Consider the following 23,693-nt stretch of genomic DNA (forward strand, 5'->3'; position numbering starts at 1 on the left):
TCCACCGACAGACGCTGCGGGCCGGGGCTCTCGCCTCGGCCCGCAGTGCGTCGCTCCCGGTTTCGTCGCGCAGACCACGAGCGACGAGCCCGCTCGCGCGATCAGGCGTCCAGCGGCATCCCGAGGATCAGCGCGCGCAGCGTCGCGGTCGGGAGCTTGGGCTCCCGCGCCTCGGTGAGCAGCCCGTTCTGCTCCTGCATCGTGTCGGTGAGCTGGGTCCAGCACCATCCGGCCAACCCGCCACGGCGACCGTGATGGTCGCGGACGCCGGACTGCACCGCGCTCAGGATCTCTGCGAGCCTCTGCCGGTAGTCGTCGGGGCTGCTCGCCTCGGAGTAGCCCCAGGAGTTCGCGGGCCCCGCATCGGCCGCCCACTTCACTCCGCCGAACTCGGTGAGCATGATCGGCTGGCCCGTGTCGACGGTCCCCTCGAGGCGGATCCGACGTCCCGCGGGGCCGATGCCCCCGATGTACTCGCGGAGCCGACTCTCCTCGACGTCGTAGCGATCCGCCAGCACCTGCCCATCCCACTCGTAGTCGTGGACGGTCCAGAGGTCTGACGTGCCCAGCTCCCAGCCGTCGTTCGAGATGACCGGCCGCGTGGGGTCGAGCGCTTTCGTCAGGTGGTACAGCCCCTCGGCGAAGGCCCGCTGGTCGGCGCGCGAGGCGATGTGCTGCACACCCCAGCTCTCGTTGAGCGGAACCCAGGTGATGATGCTCGGGTGGGCACGGTCGCGCAGAACCGCCTCGGTCCACTCGGCCGTGGTGCGCCGCACCGACTCGGTGGTGAACGTGTAGGTCGCCGGCATCTCGCCCCAGACGAGCAGACCGAGTCGATCTGCCCAGTAGAGGAAGCGCTCGTCCTCGACCTTCTGATGCACCCGCACCGAGTTGAACCCGAGTTCGGCGATCAGCTCGGCCTCGCGGCGCAGGGCGTCGGCAGAGGGTGCCGCGAGATGCGACTCGGGCCAGTAGCCCTGGCTCAGCACCGATCGCAGGGTGACCGGTCGCTCGTTGAGCAGCAGGGCGCCCTCGCTCCACCCCACCGAGCGGAGGCCGAGGTAACTGGCGACGGCATCCGTCTCGGATCCCGCCGTCTCGACCTGCACCCAGGCGTCGAGCAGCACCGGGTTCTCGGGCCTCCAGAGCAGGTGCTCGTAGTGCTGGCCGTTCGTCTGACCGGCGAGCGGGAAGGTCAGGGTCGTGCTCGTGTCGCTCGCCGTCACGCTGGCGGTGCCGAGCGCCCGCCCCTCGTGGGCGATCCGCACCTGCACGACGCTGTCGGCACGCCGGCTGAGGGCGACCTCGACCGTCACGGTCCCCGCGGTCAGGTCGCTCGTCCAGTTGATCGCGGTCACGTGCTGCGGCGGCACCGATTCGAGCCACACGGTCTGCCAGATGCCGGTCGTGCGGTGGTACCAGATCGCGTGGGGATCCTCGTGCCAGTCCTGCTTGCCTCGCGGCTGGGCGAGGTCGTGCGGGTCGTCTTCGGCGCGCACCACGATCGTGTGCGCGTCGACGGTCGGAGCGAGCGCATCCGTGATGTCGAACGCGAAGGGCGTGTGGCCTCCCTCGTGCGAGCCGACCACCTGACCGTCGACCCAGACCGTGGCGCGGTGGTCGACGGCACCGAAGTGCAGAACGGCCCGGCGTCCTGCGGCGTGCCCCGCGGCATCGAGATCGCTCGCGGTCAGCACCCGTCGGTACCAGACGACGGGGTGGAAGCCGGTGGCGCCCACACCCGACGCCGGCGACTCGGGCGGGAAGGGCACCCGGATGCGGTCGGGCAGCTCACGTCCGTCCTGCCAGCGCTCGCTGCGACCGAGATCGGCGTCGTCGTGCGCGAACCCCCATTCGCCGTCGAGGTCGATGAACGACTCCCGCACCAGCTGAGGGCGCGGGCGCGCGGACTCCAACCGGCTCGCCTGAAGGGAATCGATCCCGGATCGGTCGTCTCGCTGCGCCACGTGTACGGCTCCCTCTTCCGGTCGGCTGGTGCCGGCCATTCATCGTCGAACGGGTTGCCCCTCGGAGGACACCACGATAGTTCCACGTTGAACTATCGTCAAACGCTAGAGTCGGATCGAGCAGGACGCACCGATCTCGCAGACGCTCGACCCGACGATGACCGACCCGACGACAGGAGCCCCATGGCGCGCGTGACCCTCGCCGACGTCGCGGCTCGAGTCGGGGTCAGCGCCAAGTCGGTCTCCAACGTCGTGAACGGCACGGGCTGGGTGGGCGCCGAGGTCAGACAGCGCATCCTCGCCGCGATCGACGAGCTCGGCTACCGTCCCAATCTCGCGGCTCGGCAGCTGCGCAACGGTCGCAGCGGTCTGATCGCACTCGTGCTGCCCGATCTGCGCGAACCGTACTTCGCCGAGTTCGCCTCCTCCTTCGTCAGCGCCGCGCAGACCCGTGCTCTGACCGTGCTGATCGCGCAGACCGACGGCGACCGCGACACCGAGCTGGCGATGATGGTCGGCGACGGGCTCCCCGCCCTCGACGGCATCGTGATGAGTCCTCTGCTGCTGACCGCCGCCGATCTCGCCGACCGCCCGGCCACTCCCCCGCTCGTGCTCATCGGCGAACAGGCCGAGGCCCTCGTCGGTCCGACCGTGCACCACGTCGGCATCGACAACGTCGCGGCCGCCGCCGCCGCGACGAGCACGCTGATCGCCGATGGACGTCGGCGCATCGCCGCGGTGGGAGTGCAGGAATCGGGCCCGAGCGCCACATCACATCTCCGGTTCGAGGGGTACCTCCGTGCTCTCGCCGCTGCCGGCATCGCCCCGGACGACTCGCTGTACGCGCCCGTCGATGAGTTCAACCGGGCCGCAGGGTCGGTCGCGGTCGAACGGCTGATCGCGAGCGGTGCCCGGTTCGACGCGCTGTTCTGCTTCAGCGACAGCCTCGCGCTCGGTGCTCTCTACACGCTCGCGAGTCGGGGCATCGACGTGCCGACGCAGGTGCAGGTCATGGGGTTCGACGGCATCGAGGAGGGCGGATTCCACATTCCGACGTTCTCGACCGTCGGTCATGGCACCGAGCAGGCCGCGACGACGATCCTCGACATCCTCGCGGACCCCACGCCCTCGCCCGGCGCCCATCACGAGGTCCCGTTCACCCTCATCCCGCGCTGACGGCGGCGCGGGCACCGCGCAGGCTGCGAAGGAGATCTCTCGCATCGAAGGACGAGTTCACCGCATCCGTCCTTCGATACGCGAGATCTCCTTCGCAGCGTGAGCCGACCCGGCGTGCGTCCCCCGACGCGAGGGCACACGCGCTCGCTCAGCCGAGGACGGGAGGGATCTCCGACCACACGACGCGCTCGTTCACGGTCGGCGCCGCCGGGATGCGCCCTCGACCGTCAGGCTCCGGGATCGCGGCGAGCAGCGCCTGCGTGTACGGATGCTGCGGAGCGGACCACACCCGATCGGTCTGTCCCGACTCGAGCACACGCCCCGCGTACATCACGAAGGTGCGGTCGGCGATGCGCCGCACGACGGCGAGGTCGTGCGAGATGAACAGCATCCCGGCACCGGATTCCGCGACGAGATCGCGCATGAGCCCGGCGACGCTCGTCTGGGTCGAGGCGTCGAGGGCGGAGATCGGCTCGTCGGCGACCAGCAGCGAGGGCCGAGCGGCGAGCGCCCGCGCGATCGCGAGACGCTGCTTCTGTCCGCCCGAGAACTGGTGCGGGAAGCGCGTGGCGACCTCGGTCGGCAGTCCGACCCGTTCGAGCCACTCCGCGACGGTCGAGCCCTCGGCCCCGCGAGCGCGGGCCGTCGCGATGCCGTCGGCGATCTGATCGCCCACGCGACGGCGCGGGTTCAGCGAGGTCGACGGGTCCTGGAACACCATCTGGATGCCGGTGAGGGCGATGTCACGACGGCGGATGCCGAGGGGTGCGACCGGTGCACCGCGGAAGCGCACCTCTCCCCCGGCGAGCTTCTCGATGCCCACGACGGCGCGGGCGAGGCTCGACTTGCCGCTGCCGGACTCGCCGACCAGCGCCACGGTCTCACCCGGGGCGACGCTCAGCGACACGGTGTCGACGGCGACCACGGGCGGGTTGCCGGGGTAGCGCACGACCACGTCGTGCGCGTCGAGGACGGCGGTCTCACTCATCGGCGGGCCTCCTCATCGGCATCCGGTTCAGTGTCCGGCAGCACCGGATCCAGCGTCGCCGGGTCGACATCCGCGATCTCGAGCTTCGATCCCGGCAGTGCGGCGAGCAGCGTACGCGTGTACTCGTGCTGCGGTGAGCGGAACAGGGTCTCGCGGTCGGCCCGCTCGACGATCTGCCCGTTCTTCATCACGGCGACCTCGTCGGCGATCGCGCTCATGACTCCGAGGTCGTGCGTGACGAGCAGCACGGCGAGGTCGCGTTCGATCGCGAGGTCGCGCAGCAGCTTCAGGATGCCGGCCTGCACGGTGACGTCGAGCGCGGTGGTCGGCTCGTCGGCCAGCAGCACCTCGGGGTCGCAGGCGAGTGCGCAGGCGATCGCGATGCGCTGCCGCTGTCCGCCCGAGAACTGGTGCGGGTAGCGCTTCAGCGCCGCATCCGGATTCGGCACCTGCACCGTCTCGAGCAGTTCGATCGCCTTGGCAGTGGCGGCCGCGCCCCGCAGCCCGAGGTGCACCCGCATGTGGTCGGTGAGCTGGCGTCCGATCGGCAGCTGCGGATGCAGCGACGCCGACGGGTCCTGGAAGATCATCGCGATGCGCTTGCCGCGGATGCGGTTGAGCGCACGGCGGCGCATGCCGACCAGCTCCTCCCCCGCGAGCGTGATCGATCCGCCGGTGCGCGCTTGCCGGGGCAGGAGCCCGAGCACGGCGAGTGAGGTGAGCGTCTTGCCCGATCCGGATTCGCCGGCGAGACCGTGGATGCGGCCGGCCTCGAGGTCGAGCGAGATGCCGTGCACGAGCGGACGGCCGATCTCGATCGTCAGGTCGCGGATGCTCAGTGCGGGTGCGCCGGTCATGCTGCCACCCCCTTCGCGGATGCCGCGTGATCGGCCTGCTTCTCGTGCGTGACCTCGGCCGTCGGGTCGAGGATGTCGCGCATCGCGTCACCGAGGAAGTTGAAGGCGAGCACCACGGTGAGGATCGCGAGACCCGGGAAGACTCCGAGCCACCAGGCGTCGAAGTTCTGCATGGCCGCCGAGATCATCGATCCCCACTCGGCCGTGGGCGGCTGCGCGCCGAGGCCGAGGAACGACAGACCCGAGAGCAGCAGGATCGCCGCGCCGATGTCGAGCGTCGCGAGCACCAGCACGGGGCCCGCGATGTTCGGCAGGATGTCGACGAACAGCGTCCGCAGCGGCGAGTGGCCGAGCAGTCGACCTGCGATCACGTAGTTCTGGCCGCGGAGTCCGAGCACGATGCTGCGGGTGACTCGCGAGTACTGCGGCCACGAGACCACGATCGCCGCGATCACGGCGTTGAACAGTGACGGGCCGAGCGAGGCCGCCACGACCATCGCGAGGATGACCGTCGGGAACGCCATGAACAGGTCGGTGATGCGCATCAGCGTCTCGTCGACCCAGCCGCCGAAGTACCCGGCGACGGCGCCGATCACCGTGCCGATGATCATCGCGGCGATCACGAGCATGAGCGCGAGCGGAAGGCTCACGGTCGCGCCCGTCATCAGACGGGAGAAGATGTCGCGTCCGTTGCCGTCGGTGCCGAGCAGCGTGTCGATGCCCGGGGCCTGCAGACGAGGAAGCACCTGGGCGTTGGGGCCGAACGGCACCCACCACTGCGCGGTGAAGGCGACGATGATCCAGGCGCCCGCGATCACGGTGCCGATCACGCCGAGCGGCGTGCGCCAGGCGCGGGGCCAGCGGAAGCGGAACCGCCAGGGACCGGATGCCGAGTCGATGCGGCTCATGCGATCCTCACTCTCGGGTCGAGGACGCCGTAGAGCAGATCGACGACGAAGTTGATGAGGAGGTAGATGACACCGACGACGAGACCGACGCCCATGATGCCGGGCAGATCGAGGTTCGCCGCCGAGTTGTAGGCGTAGGTGCCGAGCCCCGGCCACGCGAACACCGACTCGACGAGAACGGTGCCCGAGAGCAGCGACCCGAAGGCGACACCGACGACGGTGAGGATCGGGAGGGATGCTCCGCGCAGCACGTAGTCGAGGATCACGCGCATCGCGGGAAGACCCTTGGCCCGAGCCGCACGCACGTAGTCGCTGCCGAGCACCTCGAGCACCGAGGTGCGGATGAAGCGCGTGAGCAGCCCGATCGTGACGAGCGACAGCACCATGACCGGCAGGGCGAGGTGCGCGAGAGCGTCCGCGAATCCGACGCCGTCTCCGTTGAGGAGGTAGTCGACCGTGTAGAGCCCCGTGATGCGCGGCGGCGGGGTGATCGACGGCGAGATGCGGCCGGAACCCGGGGCGATGCGCAGCTCGAGGAAGAACACGTAGAAGCTGACGAGTGCGAGCCAGAAGGTCGGCACGCTCAGCCCGATCAGCGTCACGATGCGGATGACCTGATCGGTGACGAGTCCGCGGCGGTAGGCCGCGAGCGTGCCGAGCACGACGCTCACCGCGAGGCTCAGGATGATGGCTCCGATCGCGATCTCGATCGTCGCCGGCACCGCGGTGGCCAGGTCGCTGGTGACCGGGCGACCGGTCACCAGCGACGTGCCGAGGTCTCCGCGAAGGAGGTTCCCCATATAGATGAAGTACTGCACGAACAGCGGCTGATCGAGGCCCTGGGCCTTGATGAACGCCTCGCGCGTCTCGGGATTCTGAGAGGCCCCCTCACCCAGCGCCGCCGACACGGGGTCGCCGGGCACGAGGTTCGTGAGCGCGAAGGTCACGATCGTGACCCCCACGAGCAGGAGCAGCGAAGTGCCGATCCGGCGCAGCAGGTATCCGACGAGCGGCGACCTGCGACGCTGTGACTGCCGTCGCACGGCCACCGTCGTCATGAGTCGGCGCCGCTCAGCCGGCCGGCGTGATCTCGGCGATGTCCATCTCCCACACCGAGTTGTACACGGCACCGGAGACGGCATCCGCCGTGGCGATGTTGCGACCGGGGACGATCAGCGGCACGAAGGGACCCTCGGCCTGCATCGCCTCGGCGAATGCGGTGAAGGCCTCGCTGCGCTGCGCCTCGTCGGTCGCGGCTGCGGCACCCGCCGCGATGCCCGCGATCTCGGGGTTCGCCTCGGCGGCCCAGCCGGAGCGGAGACCGACCTTCAGACCGGGAGCGAACGGGAGGAAGTTCGCGGAGTCGGCGTAGTCCGGGCCCCAGAACCACAGGCCGAAGCCCTCGGTGCCGTTGACGTAGGCGTCGAGCTCGGTCGCGAACGGAGCCGGAGCGAGTTCGACGGCGATGCCGGCATCCTCGAGCTGAGCCTGGATGCGCTCGGCGAGCGGGGTGAACTCCACGCCGCCGACCGGGTAGTCGTTCGGGAACTGCAGCTTCAGGGTCTGGCCCGTGTAGCCGGCCTCGGCGAGCGCGGCCTTCGACTTGTCGAGGTCCTGCTCGACGCCGGTCTCGAGGGCACCCTCGAATCCGGGCGGGATGACGCCGGTCGCCTGCACGGCACCGGAGCCGGCGAGTTCGAGCAGCGCGTCGTAGTCGAGCGCGTAGCGGATCGCCTCGGCGATCTTCACGTTCGCGAGGTCGCCGCCGACGGCGGACGACTGGTTGAGCAGCAGGAAGATGGTCTGGCCGGAGGGCACCGACTCGACCTGAAGTCCGTCGCCGAGGCCCGCGACCTGGTCGCCGTTCAGGTCCATGGCGACCATCGAGTCGCCGCCCTTGAGGTTCGCGAGCTGCGTCGCGCTCTCCGAGACGTTGCGCACGACGACGCGGCCATAGGCCGCCTCTTCGTCGCCGTTGTACTCGTCGCTCTTGGTGAGCACGACCTGCGACGACAGATCGAGGGTGTCGAGCACGAAGGGACCGGAGCCGGCGGACTCGCCGTCGAGGAAGCTCTGCGCGCTGTCGGACCCGTCGACCGATCCGCCGTTCTCGATCACGACGTCGGAGTTGACGATGCCGAGGGCGGGGTTCGCGAGGATCGCGGGCAGCTGCAGCAGCGGGGTCTCGGAGGTGATCGAGATCGTCTTATCGTCGACCTCGGTGATCGTCAGGCCGCCCAGGAGGAAGTTCGGCTTGGCGTCGGTCATGCCCTGGATGCGCTGCAGGGTGAAGACGACGTCCTTGGCCTCGATCGGTGAGCCGTCGGAGAAGACGCGGTCGCCCTCGAGCGTGAAGGTGAACTCGGTCGCCTCGTCGTTCTGCTCCCACGACGCCAGGCCGGGAACGGGGGTCGAGACGTCGGATCCCTCGAAGTCGACGAGGGTCTCGTACAGGGCCTTCGCGATCATGTTGCCGGTCGGGTCGTAGGTGTGGCCCGGGTCGGCGGTCTCGATCGAGAACGCGGTGTCGATGACGAGCGAGTCGGAACCTGCGGACTCACCGCCGTTGTTCGCCGAGTTGCCACCGGAGCAACCAGCGAGAGCGAGGAGCGCGACGGCTCCGATCGCGATGACGGACGTGCTGCGACGTGACGACATATGGGCCTCCAAGGGCGAGGAGTTCATCGGGTTCGGTCGACGCCGGGTGGACGACCGGTGATCAGATTCGCATTGTATGGGACTATGTGTCCAGCAAGATTGCAGACGTCACCACCGTCTGTCCAAGACCCCGCCCGTGAGGAGCATTGTGTCCACCAAGAGCGACGAAGCTGCGAGGCAAACTGGACGAAGTGCCGCCCCGCTGGACGACATCGGATACAGAATCCTCGAAACACTCCGCGATAACGGTCGGATCTCGATCGCCGCTCTCGCCGAGACCGTGGGGATCTCGCGCGCCAACGCCTACACCCGCGTCGAGAACCTCATGCAGGACGGCGTCATCACCGGCTTCAGCGCACAGGTCGATCAGGCCAAGGCGGGGCTCTCGATCGGAGCCCTCGTGTTCGTCACCGTGCATCCGCAAGCCTGGGCGTCGTTCCGAGACCGCATCGTCGAGATGCCCGACGTCGAGTGGTGCGCGATCACGACGGGCGAGCACGACGCGATGCTGCTGATCCGTGCTGTCGATGTGAGCGGCGTGCACGAGTTCTCCACCGGCGTGATCGCACAGCTGCCCGAAGTGCGCACGGTCGTCAGCGTCGTGGTGCTCGACGAGGTCGTGCGACGCTCGTTCCTGCTGCCGTCGGATCTCCCCGAGCGCGAGCCGCAGGCATCGCTCGGCATGACGCGATGGACGCCGGCGTCACCGGGACGAGACACCCTGCCGCCCCGCTGACACGACCGCCCCACCCCGGTCGTCGAGCGAGACCCCCTCGTTCGTTGAGCGAGGACGGCGAAGCCGACCGAGACGAAACGCGCCGATTCAGTCGCCAGCGGCCTCTTCGCAGACGCTGAGCTGCGGCAGCCCGTGCATCTCGTAGTGCTCGACGAGGCGGATGCGACCGTCGTCGGTCAGTTCGAGCTCGCTCTCGCCGTCGCCCGTCACGACGGTGCCGTCCGAGACGAGCACATGCACGAACGAGACCCAGATCGTGTCGCCCGTGCGGGTGCCCACGAAACGTCCGAACGTGACGGTGTCGCCGGAGTAGTCGCCCCAGATCGCTCCGTCGCGCTCCTGGTAGACGAACTCGCTCGGAGCGTTCGGATCGACCGCCGAGGTCGTCGAGGAGACCATGCGGAATCGGCGGCCGTCGAGCGAGGGGATGGATGCGGAGGAAGTCACGTTCCGATTATGGGGGCCTCGACGGACTCCGGTCGGACCGGCTTCTCGAGCGTCTCGGGCGCCTGCAGTCGGCGCCGATCAGGCGAGACGAAACCCCGCCGCGCGAGGTCGTCCGGCGCGATTCGTCCGTGTGGTCATTCCAGGTCGAGGCGCAGCAGCTCAGGGTTCGTGGCCGTCTCCGCCCGCACCGCGAGCAGGAAGTCGCCGTAGTCGGGGGTCATCTGCACGCGGTTCGATCCGAGGATGTGGGTGGTCGATCGCCCCGCCGCGCGCTCGAAGCGGATGCGCCGCACCGGGTAGCCGGTGGGCGTGAGCCAGATGCGGGTGAGCTGCGCGAACGGCAGGTCGACATCGTCGAAACGGATGCCGTGGTGGCTGACCGAGACGTGTGCAGGGATGCACTTCAGCACCCGCTGCCGCTGAGCCGCTCCGATCGCCAGACCGATGCCCGCGACACCGGCGGTCGGGACGAGAAGGACGAGCGCCGAGAGCTCGCCGTCGAGGAAACCCGGGGTGAACGCGACGGCCGTGACGGCGGCGGCGACGATCAGCAGCACGACGGCGGCGATCGTCAGACCGGTCGCGAGAGCCCGCTCCTTCGACGAGTCGACGCGGAACGATGAGGGCAGCTGTGCGCGCGCACGCGCTGCCTCGACCGGATCCGCCGGCTTCGCAGGGGCGATCGGCGTGAGCACAGCCATGAGCTCGTTGAAGGTCGACCGGGTGAACCCCGGCAGTTCGACCGTGATCTCCCGACCGGCGCTGTAGACGACGAGCGCGCGGGTGATGCCGCTGCGGATGCCGTTCGTGCAGTGCTCGGTGATCTTCGAGCGGAACGCGGTGGATGCGCGGTCGTAGGTCTCGCGGTTGCCGGCCCGCCCGATCTCGACGCTGTCGGGGCGCACCACGATGCGGGTGTTGCGCAGCCAGAGCATCGACGTGAACACGAGTCCCGTCACCACGATCGCGGCGACGAGCACGATGATCCCCCGGGTCTCGATGTCCATGGTGCGTGGAAGCATCCGCGGGAGGATGAACAGCGCGGCGGCCGAGAGCACCGCCGACAGCACGATCGCGGTGACCGCCGTGCGCACCGGATGGCGTCGGAACACCTGCTCGCTCATCATCACCGACACCCCATCGACCATCTGACGCCCTCCGCATCCCTCCCTGGCTGCGCGGTCGCCCGTCGGCGATCACGCGCACTTCTCCGCATATTCTGGCGTCTTCGCCGCGTCCGTGGGGGAAGCGATATCTCGCAGGTACCGTGGGTCGCATGCAGTGGATCTCTGACACCTCGTCCGGCGACTGGCTGCGCGAGCGCCTCGACGACCCGTGGAACGCGACGATGCACGCCGTCGTGCCGCATGGGTACGCGGCGTACGCTCGGGTGCTGCATCCGCCCACGGTGCGCTCGCTCCCCGATCGGCCGATGCCGTCGTACGACGAGTTCGACGCCATGACGGAGGCCGAGCGGCAGGCGACGTTCGACCGGATCGTCGTCGCGCCGACGACATGGGCCGAGACCGCCTCCGCGTTCGGCACGATCCTGCATCCGCTCGCGCAGTGGCACCGCATCGTGCGCGCGGCACCGGACGGAGACTGGCGCGCGAGCGTCACTCCCGACGGTCGCGAGTTCACAGAGCCGATGGGCGGCGCGATCTCTGCGGAGATGCTCGCGACCATCGCCTCCCACCTCGTCGCGCACACCACCACACCGGATGCCGGCTTCGCCGCGCTCTGGGAGGGCACCGGCGGACTCCTCGGGAATCTGGGCCATACCCCGTCGCGCGCGTTCTTCACCGTCGGCGACGACCCGAACCACCAGGCGATGCTCGATCGCAGCGTGCGCGACCCGTTCAACAACGTCTTCCGCAAGCAGACCTGGCAGGACGGCATCCTGTCGCGGGAGATCTCCGAGGGTCCGCGGCTGCGGCTGCTGAACCGCGACCACGTGCTCTTCCACGGCGATGTGGGCGACTTCGCCCGACCGGACTGGGTTCTCGGGATGCCGTGGAGGGACACGCCCGCCGAGGCGCACGGGTTCCCTCCGGCGGCGCAGAGCCCGAGCATCCTCTGGCCGGACGACCGTGCCTGGGTGCTCGTGACCGAGGTCGACTACGACTCGACGATCATCGCCGGTTCCGCCGAGTCGATCGCGGCGATCTGCGCGGACGAGCGCCTCGAGGCGTTCGCGATTCCCGAGAACGCCGATCTGACGTGGGATGGCGATGAGGTGAACCGATGAGCGCACCGCAGACCGGCCCGTCGTTCGACGCGCGACCGCTCACCGATCCCGTGGATGCGAAGGCCGTCAGCGCCTTCAACGCCGAGCTCCGCGCGAAAGGGACGTCGGGCGTCTCAGCGGCGGCGATCATCGCGATCGTGGCCTTCGGCATCGCGTTCGTGGTCGCGATGAGCTTCGTCGGCGCGACGATGGTGTCGATCTTCACCGATCCGGGGGCGTCGTCGTTCGTCGGCCTCGGCATCCTCGCGGCCGTGGGCGTCGGGATCGCGATCGCCGTGGTCGGCTGGCGTCGCTCCCGCGTCGCGCGCTATCGCCTCGACGCCTTCGCGCGAGCGAACGGCATGACCTACGAGGCTCGGATCGCCGAGCCGCGCCTGCCCGGCATGGTGTTCGTCCTCGGCCACTCCCGAGTCGCGACCGACCTGGTGCGCGGCAGCCACCCGCGCTTCGTGGAGTTCGGCAACTACCAGTACACGACCGGGTCGGGCAAGAACTCGACCACGCATCGCTGGGGCTACGTCGCCGTCAAGCTCGACGTGCCGCTGCCGAACATCGTGCTGGACGCGAAGGGCAACAACGGGTTCGGCTCGAACCTGCCGGCCGCCTTCCAGCGCGAGCAGCGCCTGTCGCTCGAGGGCGACTTCGATCAGTACTTCACGCTGTACTGCCCGACCGGCTATGAGCAGGATGCCCTCTACCTGTTCACGCCCGACATCATGGCGCGGTTCATCGACAACGCCGCCGAGCTCGACGTCGAGATCGTCGACGACTGGCTCTTCCTCTATACGCCGCGCCCCGTCTCGACCCTCGACCCCGCGACCTGGGCGTGGCTGTTCGGCGCCGTGGGCGCGCTGATCACCAAGTTCGAGCAGTGGGCGCGCTGGCGCGACGATCGGCTTCTCGCCGAGCGGTCGGCCTCCGATGCGGCGGCATCCGGCTCTCCGACCGACCCTCCGGCGGGCTCTCCGAGTGCGGGAGCGATGTCGGCGGCATCCGGTCAGCTGCCGTTCGCGCCGCCCGTCGGCCTTCTCTCCCCGCCGCCCGGCGTCGCGCAGCAGGGGCGCCGACTCAAGCGCAGCGGCCGCTGGCTGCCGGCCGTGTTCATGATCGGCTTGGTGATCCTCTGGATCTGGCTGCGATCGTTCTGAACGGTGGCGAGTGTGGGGGTGGGTGCTGTTTGGGGATCAGCGGCCCACCCCATCCCCCCTCGGGATCAGAAGAAGATCTGACTCTCCCTCCGCAGGACGGTCGAACCGTCCGGACGCGTGGTCAGCTGGGGACTGACATATCAACGCGTTATGCATAACGGTATACCGCAGGACGTTGCACCGAATTGCGGCAGAGCTTCCCGGATGCCGCGCCTCGATGCACCTGCGAATCCAGTACCGAATGCCCGATTCGGCCCTCAGTTTCGTGCATGCGGCGATCCCCCTCCCCTGACGTCGTCGCCGCGACGGGAAGTGAACGCGCCCATCGCGCGTTACCCCTCGTGACGGTGACGGGGCCGCCTCCCTCTGCATGCACGAGAATGGAAATGATGTCTGAACGCGAAGCCCACACCCTCTGGCAGGACTCCCGCCGCGAATCGGTCACGGGCCCGACCGGCAATCTCGCACTCGTCGAGACCCGCTGGACGGGCGACGCGCCCGATGTCGACGCCGAACAGAGCGCCGCACCCGCGAGCGTCACGGTGACCCCGATCCAGCGCACCGACATCGAGACCGGCGAGGCCGAGCACGGACTGCGCGTGTGGGATGCCGAGGCACCGGCCATCCGTGCCTTCGACCGCATCGACACGTACGAGTACGACCCCGCGTGGGTGCTCGAGGGACACTTCACCCCGGTCTCCGGCGACCGGAAGGTGTCGTTCGAGCACATCCGCGACAACGGCGGCACCCGCGATCTCGCCGTTCCCGGCGACATCCGCTTCGAGCTCGACGGCCGCGAGTACGACCTCGCGGCGTTCGACGACGGCGGCACGCTGCTGCTCGTGTTCGGCGACGAGACGAACGGCTCCGAGACCTACGGGTCGGGGCGCTTCCTGTTCGTGCAGCTGCGCGATGACGAGGGCACCGTCGTGCTCGACTTCAACCGTGCATTCGTGCCGCCGTGCGGATTCAGCGCCCAGTACAACTGCCCGCTGCCGCCGGCATCCAACCGCTTCCCCCTGCCTATCCGAGCAGGCGAGAAGAACGTCGTCTTCCGCGACGGCTTCGACATCTACGCGGCGTGACGCCGCACCCGCTCACCCTGGAGTACTCATGAGAAGAACACGCATCCTCGGCGCGCTCGGCGCCGTCGCCACGCTCGCCCTCGTGGCCGGCTGCGCCTCGGGGGCGACCGACGACGCCGCGAGCGAAGACGCCACGATCGCGATCGGGTCGCTCTACGAGCCGACCAACCTCAGCAACACGCAGGGCGGTGGCCAGGGCGTGACCGAGGCGCTGACCGGCAACGTCTACGAGGGCCTCTACCGCCTGACCGACGACGGCGAGGTCGAGCCTCTTCTCGCCGAAGACGCTCAGGTCTCCGACGACGGCCTCACCTACACGATCACGCTGCGCGACGACGTGACGTTCCACTCGGGCGACCCGCTGACCTCGGCCGACGTGAAGTCGAGCATCGAGGCCGTCACCGCCGAGGACTCGGTGTCGGCGCGCAAGTCGAGCTTCACGACCATCGCCGACATCGCGACGCCCGACGACCAGACCGTCGTCTTCACGCTGTCGCAGCGGTCGATCTCGTTCCTCTACAACCTCAGCTACGTCTGGATCGTCAATGACGAGGCCGACGACATCACCAGCACCGAGGACGGCACCGGCCCCTACACGCTCGACGAGTGGAAGAAGGGCTCGACCCTGACCCTCACGCGCTGGGACGACTACTGGGGCGAGCCCGCCAAGAACGGCGAGGTCGTCTACACGTACTTCACCGACGCGACCGCCGAGAACAACGCACTGCTCACGGGCGAGATCGACGTGATCACGAGTGTGCAGAGCCCTGACTCGCTCGCGCAGTTCGACAACGACGACTACGTCATCAGCGAGGGCACCTCGACCACGAAGGAGCTCCTCGCGTTCAACGACCGCGTCGCCCCCTTCGACAACGCACTCGTGCGCAAGGCGATCTACTCGGCCGTCGACACCGAGAAGCTCCTCGACTCGATCTGGGGCGACTACGGCACGCTCATCGGCTCGATGGTGCCGCCGACCGACCCCTGGTATGAGGACCTCACCACGGTGAACCCGTACGACGTCGAGCTCTCGAAGGATCTGCTCACGCAGGCGGGATACGCCGACGGCTTCACGTTCACGCTCGACACCCCGAGCTACGACCCGCATCCCGCTGTCGCAGAGTTCCTGCAGTCGCAGCTCGCCGAGGTCGGCATCACTGTCGAGATCAACACGATCAGCGCCGACGAGTGGTACACGAAGGTGTTCAAGGAGCAGGACTTCGAGGCCACTCTGCAGGAGCACGTGAACGACCGCGACGTGGTCTGGTACGGCAACCCCGACTTCTACTGGGGCTACAACGACGCCGACGTGCAGCAGTGGGTCGCCGAGGCCGAGCAGGCCGCCACGACCGACGAGCAGACGGCTCTTCTGAAGAAGGTCAACGAGAAGATCGCCGAGGATGCCGCGAGCGTATGGTTGTACCTGTATCCGCAGATCGTGGTCGCCTCGAGCGACCTCAGCGGGTACCCGGTCAACGGCCTGAACTCGCAGTTCTTCGCCTACGACATCGTCAAGTCCTGACGCGCGAGGGGGATGCCGCGCGTCGGCATCCCCCTCTTTCATCCTGAGAACTCATGCTCGCCTATCTGCTGCGCCGCCTCGCGTTCCTCGTGGTCTCGCTCGTCGTCGCGATGATCGCGATCTTCGTGCTGCTACGACTGCTGCCCGGCGACCCGGCGAACGCCCTGCTCTCGGTGAACGCGACCCCCGAGCAGATCGCCGCCGCCCGTGCGCAGGTCGGCTCCGACCAGCCGCTGCTGCAGCAGTTCACGACCTGGGCGGGACAGCTCCTGCGCTTCGATCTCGGTGAGTCCTTCCTGAGCTCACGTCCGGTCGGCCCCGACATCGCCGACCGCCTCGCCGTCACCCTTCCGCTCACGCTCATCGCCTTCACCGTGGCGCTGCTCGTCTCGCTCGTGATCGGCATCACCGCCGCCGTGAAGTCCGACCGCTGGTACGGCATCGCCCTCTCCGGCTTCGCGCAGCTGGGCGTCGCCGTCCCGGTCTTCTGGGTGGGCGTCGTGCTCGTCTGGGTGTTCGCGCTCGGTCTCGGCGTGCTGCCCTCGGGCGGCTTCCCCCGTGACGACTGGGAGGATCCGGCCGATGCACTGCGATCGCTCGCGCTCCCCGTCATCACGATCGTCATCGTCATGAGCGCGTCCCTCAGCCGCTACGTGCGCTCCGCCACGCTCGACGTGCTCGGCAGCGACTATCTGCGTACCGCCCGCGCCGGCGGTTCGAGCATGTCCGAGGCGCTCGTGCGCCACGGAGTGCGCAACGGCTCGGTGCCCGTCGTCGCGATCCTCGGCATCGAGCTGTCGACCACGCTGCTCGGCGCCGTCGTCGTCGAGAGCGTCTTCACCCTTCCCGGCCTCGGCAGCCTGCTGCTGTCGGCCATCGAGCAGCACGACTTCCAGGTCATCCAGGGCGTTCTCGTGGTCAGCACCCTCTTCGTGCTGCTCGTCGGGTTCGCCGCCGACATCGTGCAGCGCCTGATCGATCCGCGTCTGCGCACGAGCGTCTCGGGCAACCGATGAGCCGCGTCGCCGAGCAGCTGATCACCGACTCCGTCCCCGTGCGGAGGCGGCCGAAGGCGACCCTGCTGATCGGCCTCGTCCTCACCGGTGCGATCGTGCTGATCGCCCTGGTGTCACTGTTCTGGCTGCCCTATCCGCTCGCCGACACCAGCGGCAGCCGCCTCGAAGGTCCGAGCGCCCTGCACCTGCTCGGCACCGATCGACTCGGCCGCGACCTGCTCTCGCAGCTCATGTGGGGAGCGCGGATCGCCCTGATCGTCGGCATCTGCTCGGTCGCGATCGCCGCGGTGCTCGGCACGATCATCGGCCTCATCGCCGCATTCTCGCGCCCCTGGGTCGATGACACGCTCTCCGCCGGACTCGACGTCGTGATCGCCTTCCCCGTGCTGCTGCTGGCGATGCTCGTCGTCGCGGTGCAGGGCGCCTCGCTGTGGTCGGCGGTGCTCGCGATCGGGCTGGCGATGTCGGCGGTGGTGGCGCGTCTCACTCGCATCCTGTCGCGCCGCGTGCTGCAGGAGCAGTTCGTCACCGCAGCGCGAACCAGCGGTACGTCCGTGCTCGGAATCGTCGTCCAGCACGTGCTGCCCAACATCGCACCGACGCTCGCCGTCAGCCTCGCGCTGCAGTTCGGTGCCGCGGTGCTCGCCGAGGCGAGCCTGTCGTACCTCGGACTCGGCGCACCGCCGCCCAACGCCTCGTGGGGTCGGATGCTGCAGGAGGCTCAGGGCACCGTGCTCACCGCTCCGGTGGGCGCGATCGCGCCCGGCATCGCGATCATCGCCCTCGTGCTCGGGGTCAACTTCCTCGCCGACGGCCTGCGCGACCTCGCCGACCCGACCCGCAGGAGGAGCCGATGAGCATCCTCGACGTCTCAGGCCTCACCGTGCGCTCGGCATCCGGCGCGCTCGTGCGGGACATCTCGTTCTCGCTCGAGCCCGGTGAGCGTCTCGGCCTGATCGGCGAATCCGGTTCCGGCAAGTCGCTCACGTCGCTCGCCGTCACCGGCCTGCTGCCGGATTCCCTCTCGGCCTCCGGGTCGGTGTTGCTGGACGGCCACCAGGTGGTCGGCGCGCAGGATGCCGACCTGAGGCCGTTGCGCGGACCCGTCGCGCAGATCGTCTTCCAGGAACCGCTGACCGCGCTCGACCCGCTGATGAGGGTCGGTCGTCAGATCGCCGAACCGCTGCGTCGTCACCTCGGACTGCGCGGTGCCGACCTGCGGTCTGCCGTGGCGGCGGCCCTCGACGAGGTGGCCCTGTCGGAGCCGCGCTTCGCGCGCGCCTACCCGCACGAGCTCTCCGGCGGTCAGCGCCAGCGGGTGGCGATCGCGATCGCCCTCGCCGCCAAGCCGCAGCTCCTCATCGCCGACGAGCCGACGACGGCGCTGGACGTCACCGTGCAGGATGCCGTGCTCGCCCTGCTCGAGCGACTCGTCGCCGAACGCGGCATGGCGCTGCTGTTCATCAGTCACGACCTCGCCGTGGTCTCTCGACTGGTCGACCGTATCGTCGTGCTCCGAGACGGTCTCGTCGTCGAAGAGGGCGTGGTCGCGCAGGTACTGCAGAATCCGGCGGAGCCGTACACGCGGATGCTGGTCGACAGCGCCCGCGCGCTCGACGCGTTCCTCGATGCGAAGGAGGCCGGCGCATGAGTCTCCTCGAGCTGCGCGCCGCCGGCTTCTCGTACGGATCCCGGCGCGTGCTCGACGACGTCTCCCTGAGCCTCGACGAGGGCGACTCGCTGGGTCTCGTGGGTGAATCCGGGGCAGGCAAGTCGACGATCCTGCGGCTGCTGCTCGGGCTCTCGGCGCCCCGTGACGGCCAGATGCTGTTCGAGGGCGAGCCCCTGTCGTTGCGCGACCGCACGCAGATGCGTCGCTTCCGGGCGAGCGTGCAGCCCGTGTTCCAGGACCCGTACTCGTCGCTCGACCCGCGTCAGCGCATCGACCGCATCATCGGCGAGCCCCTCCGCTCCCTGCGGCTGGCATCCGGAGCCGACGCCCAGGCTCGCATCGCCGAAGCGCTCGAGTCGGTCGGCCTTCCTGCCGACACCGCTCGCCGTTACCCGCACGAGTTCTCGGGCGGGCAGCGCCAGCGCATCGCGATCGCACGGGCCGTCGTCTCGCGCCCGCGCGTGCTGCTCGCTGATGAGCCGGTCAGCGCGCTCGACGTCACCACTCGTGTGCAGGTGCTCGCACTGCTCGACCGGCTGCGCCGCGAGAACGGCCTGTCGCTCATCATGGTGTCGCACGACCTCACCGCCATCGCCTCGGCGTGCGACCGGACGGTCGTGCTGCAGAACGGTCGCGTCGTCGAACAGGGGTCCACGGCATCCGTGCTGCATGCCCCGCAGGATCCGTACACCCGGGCCCTGGTCGACGCGGTTCCGCGGCTGCCCCGCTGACGGCGTCGTCCACACCGTCCCCACGATCCCGGCAGCCACACCGTCCCCACGCCCCGGATGGCTGACCGTTTCTCGGATGGCTGGCCGATCGACGGCGCGTCTTCAGCCACACGGGCATCGGTCAGCCGGGTGTGCGAGATGACCTTCACCCCGCCGAAGGCGCCAACCCGAAGTACTCCAGCTCCGCGTCGTTCAGCATCCGCGAGCGGATCAGGAATCGCATGCCCGTCGGGCCCTCGACCGAGAACCCGGCACCGCGCCCCGGCACGACGTCGATCGTGAGGTGCGTGTACTTCCAGTATTCGAACTGCGACTCCGACATGAAGACCTCGACCGGGGCGTCGAGACCGACCTCGAGCGCACCCAGGAGGACGTCTCCGGGCCCCGTGATGAACATCCCCACGGGGTAGCACATGGGCGACGACCCGTCGCAGCATCCTCCCGACTGATGGAACATCAGGGGTCCGTGCTGCACGGTGAGGTCTCTGATGAGGGATGCCGCGGCATCCGTCACGTCGACCCGTTGATAGGTGCCGATACTCACCATGGTGGTTCCCTTCGGTGGACTTCCCCGGTCGTCGAGCGAGGACGGCGGAGCCGCCCGAGACGAAACGCGGCGAGTGGCCCAGTGCGTTTCGTCTCGGGGCTTCGCTCCTCGCTCAACGACCGGAAGGCGGGCTTCGCTCCTCGCTCGACGACCGGAAGACGGGCTCCGCTCCTCGCTCGACGACCTTTCGAGTGACGACTCAGAAGAAGCCCATCGGGCCTTCTGCGTACGAGACCAGGAGGTTCTTGGTCTGCTGGTAGTGGTCGAGCATCATCTTGTGGTTCTCGCGCCCGACGCCCGACTGCTTGTACCCGCCGAACGCGGCGTGCGCCGGGTACTGGTGATACGTGTTGGTCCAGACGCGGCCTGCCTCGATCGCCCGTCCTGCGCGATAGGCCGTGTCACCGCTGCGACTCCACACGCCGGCGCCCAGACCGTAGAGCGTGTCGTTCGCGATAGAGATCGCATCGTCGAAGTCGTCGAACGACGTGACCGAGAGCACAGGGCCGAAGATCTCCTCCTGGAAGATGCGCATGTCGTTCGTGCCTTCGAACACGGTCGGCGCGACGTAGTAGCCCTCGCTGAGGTCGCCGCCGAGGTCGACGCGCTCCCCACCCGTGAGCAGCCTCGCTCCACCCTGCTTGCCGATGTCGATGTAGCTGAGGATCTTCTCCAGCTGGTCGTTCGACGCCTGAGCCCCGATCATCGTGGCCGGGTCGAGCGGGTTGCCCTGCACGACCTTACCGACCCGTGCGAGTCCGTCGGAGAGGAAGCCGTCGTAGATCGACCGCTGGATCAGCGCACGCGAGGGGCAGGTGCAGACCTCGCCCTGGTTCAGCGCGAACATCGTGAAGCCCTCGAGCGCCTTGTCGTAGAACGGGTCGGCGGTGTCGCGGGCGACGTCCTCGAAGAACACGTTCGGGCTCTTGCCTCCGAGTTCGAGCGTCACGGGAATCAGGTTCTGAGACGCGTACTGCATGATCAGGCGGCCCGTCGTGGTCTCACCCGTGAAGGCGACCTTGCGGATGCGCTTGTGCTGCGCGAGCGGTGCACCCGCCTCGATCCCGAAGCCGTTGACGATGTTCACGACACCGGCCGGCAGCAGGTCGCCGATGATGTCGAAGAGGAACAGCAGGGATGCCGGGGTCTGCTCCGCCGGCTTGATGACCACGCAGTTGCCTGCGGCGAGCGCCGGCGCGAGCTTCCATACGGCCATGAGGATCGGGAAGTTCCACGGGATGATCTGGCCGACCACTCCGAGCGGCTCGTGGAAGTGGTACGCGACGGTGTTCTCGTCGAGCTGGCTGATGCCGCCCTCCTGCGCGCGGAGCACACCGGCGAAGTAGCGGAAGTGATCGACCGCGAGAGGGATGTCGGCGGCCAGGGTCTCGCGCACCGGCTTGCCGTTCTCCCAGGTCTCGGCGACGGCGATCTCCTCGAGGTGCTGCTCGATGCGGTCGGCGATCCTGTTCAGGATCACCGAGCGCTCGGCCGGGCTGGTCTTGCCCCAGCTCGCGAAGGCCTTCCAGGCGACGTCGACCGCCCGGTCGATGTCCTCGACGGTTCCGCGGCCCACCTCTGTGAAGGGCTTGCCGTTGACGGGGCTGACGTTCTCGAAGAACTGGCCCTTGACCGGGTCGACGAACTCGCCGCCGATGTAGTGGCCGTATCGGGCGCGGTAGTTCGCGACGGCGCCCTGCTGGCCGGGAGCGGCGTAGGCGGAGGACGCGGGTGCGGTGGACACGTCTTCTTCGACGATGGTCATCGGTGACTCCTTCGACGGGCCGCGGCTCCGATGCCGAGCGGCTGATGCTCCGAACGGTACGTCGCGCGAGGTTGCGCGAGAATGCGCAACGTTGCGAGGAGTTGCGCGGGCTCAGCCTGCTTCGATGCGCTCGATCCGGGCGACCAGACCCGCCCGCTTCGGCGACCGCGCGGGCAGCATCTCGAGAGCCATGCGCAGCGCCTCGGCATCCCCCTGCCCCTCGGGGATGTCGGCATAGGCGAGCAGCACATCGAGGCTCGCCTCGGACAGCATCGCTTCGCGCAGCGCTCCACGCACCCCCTCACGGAAGTCCTCGACGCCGGGCGACGTCGATTCGGGCAGCACCGGCCCGCGATACGACGTCAGCGCGACACGGTGGGCTCCGCGGTCGAGCAGCGAGAGCACGTCGTGGGCGTCGGTCTCGAGCGGCACCGGCAGGCGATAGGGCCGCGACTCGGGCACGAGCCCCGGCGCGTGCTTCTCGAGCACCTTGCGCAAGCGCACCATCTCGGGTCGCAGGGTGTCGGGTGATCCTTCCTCGCCGTAGACGAGCTCGGCGAGACGCTCGGCCGACAGGCCCTGCCGGTGCACGGCGAGCATCAGCAGGATCGCCGCGTGCCGGGCGCTGAGCTCGATCATCGACTCCTCGAGCTCGGTCTCGACCTCCAGGCGCGCGCGGTCGCGGCCGAGCACATGCAGGGTGGCACGGGCGGTCGGCTTGGCGCGCGAGGTGAGAGTGGTCGCTCGGCGCGTGTCGGTGCGCGCGCGCAACCGGGCGACCATCAGTTCCGATTCCACGGCGCGCGCGGTCGCGTCGACGAGCAGGCGCGCCTGCGTCGAGACGGCGTCGTCTCCTCCGGTGATGTCGATCACGCCGAGCACGCGTCGCGTCTCGGGGTCGCGCACCGGAGCCGCCGTGCACGACCACGGGTGCACGAGCCGGTTGTAGTGCTCCGCCCCGCGGATCTGCACCGACTGCCCGAGAGTCAGGGCGGTGCCGGGAGCCGTCGTGCCGACGGCATCCTCGGCCCAGTTCGCGCCCGCGACGAAGCCCATGCTCTCGGTCAACGACTGCAGCTGGTGGTCGCCTTCGATCCACAGCAGGCGTCCGGCGTGATCACCGACCGCGATCACGACGCCGGAGTCGTCGGTCTCGCCGGGAAGCAGGAGCGTGCGGATCATCTCCATCGCGGAGGCGAGCGGATGCGCGAGGCGATAGGCCTCGAGCTCGTCGCGTTCGAACTCGATGCGGGGCGTCCCCTCCGGCCCCACTCGTCCGCGCCAGGAACGGACCCAGGATTCGCGTACGAGCGGGCGAACTTGCAGCAACCTCTGGTCGTCGAGGTTTCCGGCGATGAGCTCCTCGTGCGCGCGCTCGATGAGCAGCCGAGATGCACCCGGCGAACCTGCGCGTGACTCCTGCCACGACCCGACCACGGCCTCTCCCATCGTCGTCGGTGAGCGTGGTCTCAGCATAGGAGTCGGATGCCGCTCGCGACACCCCGATCCGGCGCGCCGGAAATACACACCCCGCACTACTGTGTACTGCGTGGTAGTGTGCACTGCATCGAAGGAGGTCCGATGGACACCACGCAACTGCTCAAAGGCGTACTCGACGTCGCCGTGCTCGCGGTGCTGCGCGCAGAAGACGGCTACGGCTACGACATCGTGCGGAGGCTCCGCGATGCCGGCCTCGGCGACGTCGGCGACGCCTCGGTCTACGGAACGCTGCGTCGCCTGTATGCCGCGGGAAGTCTGTCGAGCTACGTGGTGCCCTCCGATGGCGGCCCGCACCGCAAGTACTACGCGATCAACCCCCAGGGCCGTGCGGCGCTGGAATCCCAGACCCTCACCTGGCTGGACTTCGCCGGCGCGATGTCCGCTCTGCTCACGACCGACACCGCCGGACCCACCACGATCGGAGAGACCCGATGAACGACACAGCCGTCACTCTCGATGAGCAGATCCGCTCCTTCGCCGCCGCGGTCCGCGCACATCTCGACGATCTGCCCGCCGACGAACTCGACGAGATCGTCGGCGGGCTCACCGCCGACCTCACCGACCAGGCCGCAGACGACGGCGGCGTGCTCGACCTGGGCGACCCGGCGGCGTACGCCGAAGAGCTGCGATCCGCGGCGGGGCTTCCCCCGCGCACCGAGACGCGGCGGCGAGCGCCCCTCGGCGCGCGGATCCGGAGCTGGCGCGACCGCACGGCGCAGAGC

Annotated in this window: 22 protein-coding genes and 1 pseudogene; 12 read left to right on the forward strand and 11 right to left on the reverse strand. The window is 69.0% G+C overall.

Translation table 11 applies throughout. The annotated features are described in order from the left end of the window. Nucleotides 1-101 precede the first annotated feature (101 nt). Nucleotides 102-1,916, reverse strand: a complete 1,815-nt coding sequence (locus tag RTM68_RS06270; protein WP_312169331.1) for a glycoside hydrolase family 2 TIM barrel-domain containing protein — start codon at nt 1,914-1,916, stop codon at nt 102-104. Nucleotides 1,917-2,150: 234 nt separating this feature from the next. Here RTM68_RS06270 and RTM68_RS06275 point away from each other — a divergent pair, with 234 nt between their 5' ends. Next, nucleotides 2,151-3,143: a LacI family DNA-binding transcriptional regulator gene (locus tag RTM68_RS06275; protein WP_312169333.1), complete on the forward strand. Its 993-nt coding sequence runs from the start codon at nt 2,151-2,153 to the stop codon at nt 3,141-3,143. 148 nt (nt 3,144-3,291) lie between these two features. On the opposite strand, the gene RTM68_RS06280 is transcribed toward RTM68_RS06275, so the two are convergent. Genes RTM68_RS06280 through RTM68_RS06300 form a run of 5 tightly spaced genes read right to left on the reverse strand, consistent with a single transcriptional unit; the run spans nt 3,292 to nt 8,554 of the window. Next, nucleotides 3,292-4,131, reverse strand: a complete 840-nt coding sequence (locus RTM68_RS06280; protein ID WP_312169335.1) for an ABC transporter ATP-binding protein — start codon at nt 4,129-4,131, stop codon at nt 3,292-3,294. Then, on the reverse strand, nt 4,128-4,988 hold the full coding sequence (locus RTM68_RS06285; RefSeq protein ID WP_312169336.1) for an ABC transporter ATP-binding protein: 861 nt from the start codon (nt 4,986-4,988) through the stop codon (nt 4,128-4,130). Before RTM68_RS06285 ends, RTM68_RS06280 begins: the two co-directional genes overlap by 4 nt. After that, the gene (locus RTM68_RS06290; protein ID WP_312169338.1) at nt 4,985-5,896 is read right to left on the reverse strand and encodes an ABC transporter permease; all 912 of its coding nucleotides are present in this window, start codon (nt 5,894-5,896) and stop codon (nt 4,985-4,987) included. Before RTM68_RS06290 ends, RTM68_RS06285 begins: the two co-directional genes overlap by 4 nt. Beyond that, on the reverse strand, nt 5,893-6,954 hold the full coding sequence (locus RTM68_RS06295) for an ABC transporter permease (protein WP_194764339.1): 1,062 nt from the start codon (nt 6,952-6,954) through the stop codon (nt 5,893-5,895). Before RTM68_RS06295 ends, RTM68_RS06290 begins: the two co-directional genes overlap by 4 nt. A gap of 13 nt (nt 6,955-6,967) precedes the next feature. Continuing rightward, nucleotides 6,968-8,554 (reverse strand): ABC transporter substrate-binding protein, encoded by a 1,587-nt coding sequence (locus RTM68_RS06300; RefSeq protein ID WP_312169340.1) that lies wholly within the window; start codon nt 8,552-8,554, stop codon nt 6,968-6,970. 148 nt (nt 8,555-8,702) lie between these two features. On the opposite strand from RTM68_RS06300, the gene RTM68_RS06305 reads away from it, so the two are divergent. Next, nucleotides 8,703-9,290 (forward strand): Lrp/AsnC family transcriptional regulator, encoded by a 588-nt coding sequence (locus RTM68_RS06305; protein WP_312169341.1) that lies wholly within the window; start codon nt 8,703-8,705, stop codon nt 9,288-9,290. Nucleotides 9,291-9,377: 87 nt separating this feature from the next. On the opposite strand, the gene RTM68_RS06310 is transcribed toward RTM68_RS06305, so the two are convergent. Further along, on the reverse strand, nt 9,378-9,737 hold the full coding sequence (locus RTM68_RS06310; protein WP_312169342.1) for a hypothetical protein: 360 nt from the start codon (nt 9,735-9,737) through the stop codon (nt 9,378-9,380). A gap of 134 nt (nt 9,738-9,871) precedes the next feature. Next, on the reverse strand, nt 9,872-10,885 hold the full coding sequence (locus tag RTM68_RS06315) for a hypothetical protein (RefSeq protein WP_312169344.1): 1,014 nt from the start codon (nt 10,883-10,885) through the stop codon (nt 9,872-9,874). Nucleotides 10,886-11,013: 128 nt separating this feature from the next. Here RTM68_RS06315 and RTM68_RS06320 point away from each other — a divergent pair, with 128 nt between their 5' ends. The 8 genes from RTM68_RS06320 (at nt 11,014) to RTM68_RS06355 (ending at nt 19,159) form a co-directional block, all read left to right on the forward strand. Next, nucleotides 11,014-11,985: a hypothetical protein gene (locus RTM68_RS06320; RefSeq protein ID WP_312169345.1), complete on the forward strand. Its 972-nt coding sequence runs from the start codon at nt 11,014-11,016 to the stop codon at nt 11,983-11,985. Then, nucleotides 11,982-13,133, forward strand: coding sequence for a hypothetical protein (locus tag RTM68_RS06325; RefSeq protein WP_312169347.1), 1,152 nt, complete (start codon nt 11,982-11,984; stop codon nt 13,131-13,133). Before RTM68_RS06320 ends, RTM68_RS06325 begins: the two co-directional genes overlap by 4 nt. 389 nt (nt 13,134-13,522) lie before the next feature. Then, nucleotides 13,523-14,218, forward strand: a complete 696-nt coding sequence (locus RTM68_RS06330; protein WP_312169348.1) for a DUF1684 domain-containing protein — start codon at nt 13,523-13,525, stop codon at nt 14,216-14,218. A 28-nt stretch (nt 14,219-14,246) separates the two neighbouring features. Next, a complete protein-coding gene (locus RTM68_RS06335) occupies nt 14,247-15,740 on the forward strand; it encodes an ABC transporter substrate-binding protein (protein ID WP_312169349.1) in 1,494 nt (497 codons plus the stop codon). A gap of 53 nt (nt 15,741-15,793) precedes the next feature. Beyond that, nucleotides 15,794-16,756 (forward strand): ABC transporter permease, encoded by a 963-nt coding sequence (locus RTM68_RS06340; protein WP_312169351.1) that lies wholly within the window; start codon nt 15,794-15,796, stop codon nt 16,754-16,756. Then, on the forward strand, nt 16,753-17,613 hold the full coding sequence (locus RTM68_RS06345; RefSeq protein ID WP_312169352.1) for an ABC transporter permease: 861 nt from the start codon (nt 16,753-16,755) through the stop codon (nt 17,611-17,613). The genes RTM68_RS06340 and RTM68_RS06345 overlap by 4 nt, the downstream gene beginning before the upstream one ends. Continuing rightward, entirely contained in the window at nt 17,610-18,407 is a 798-nt protein-coding gene (locus RTM68_RS06350) for an ABC transporter ATP-binding protein (RefSeq protein WP_312169353.1), read from the forward strand. Before RTM68_RS06345 ends, RTM68_RS06350 begins: the two co-directional genes overlap by 4 nt. Further along, complete coding sequence (locus RTM68_RS06355) at nt 18,404-19,159, forward strand: ATP-binding cassette domain-containing protein (protein ID WP_312169355.1); 756 nt, start codon at nt 18,404-18,406, stop codon at nt 19,157-19,159. Before RTM68_RS06350 ends, RTM68_RS06355 begins: the two co-directional genes overlap by 4 nt. A gap of 145 nt (nt 19,160-19,304) precedes the next feature. Here the strand turns inward: RTM68_RS06355 and RTM68_RS06360 are convergent, their stop codons facing one another. From RTM68_RS06360 to RTM68_RS06370, 3 genes are all read right to left on the reverse strand, one after another. Beyond that, nucleotides 19,305-19,706 carry a DUF779 domain-containing protein gene (locus RTM68_RS06360; protein ID WP_312169357.1) on the reverse strand — a complete coding sequence of 134 codons (402 nt, stop codon included), beginning with the start codon at nt 19,704-19,706 and terminating at the stop codon, nt 19,305-19,307. A 199-nt stretch (nt 19,707-19,905) separates the two neighbouring features. Then, the gene (locus RTM68_RS06365) at nt 19,906-21,471 is read right to left on the reverse strand and encodes an aldehyde dehydrogenase family protein (RefSeq protein WP_312169359.1); all 1,566 of its coding nucleotides are present in this window, start codon (nt 21,469-21,471) and stop codon (nt 19,906-19,908) included. A 111-nt stretch (nt 21,472-21,582) separates the two neighbouring features. Continuing rightward, complete coding sequence (locus RTM68_RS06370) at nt 21,583-22,947, reverse strand: GAF domain-containing protein (protein ID WP_396654199.1); 1,365 nt, start codon at nt 22,945-22,947, stop codon at nt 21,583-21,585. 105 nt (nt 22,948-23,052) lie between these two features. Here RTM68_RS06370 and RTM68_RS06375 point away from each other — a divergent pair, with 105 nt between their 5' ends. Together RTM68_RS06375 and RTM68_RS06380 are read left to right on the forward strand one after the other, a co-directional pair. Next, the gene (locus RTM68_RS06375; protein WP_312169361.1) at nt 23,053-23,406 is read left to right on the forward strand and encodes a PadR family transcriptional regulator; all 354 of its coding nucleotides are present in this window, start codon (nt 23,053-23,055) and stop codon (nt 23,404-23,406) included. Continuing rightward, a pseudogene (locus tag RTM68_RS06380) lies at nt 23,403-23,693 on the forward strand (hypothetical protein); the annotation flags it as partial. The gene RTM68_RS06375 and the pseudogene RTM68_RS06380, both read left to right, overlap by 4 nt.

It is taken from the genome of Microbacterium sp. (assembly GCF_031988965.1).
Classification (GTDB): domain Bacteria; phylum Actinomycetota; class Actinomycetes; order Actinomycetales; family Microbacteriaceae; genus Microbacterium.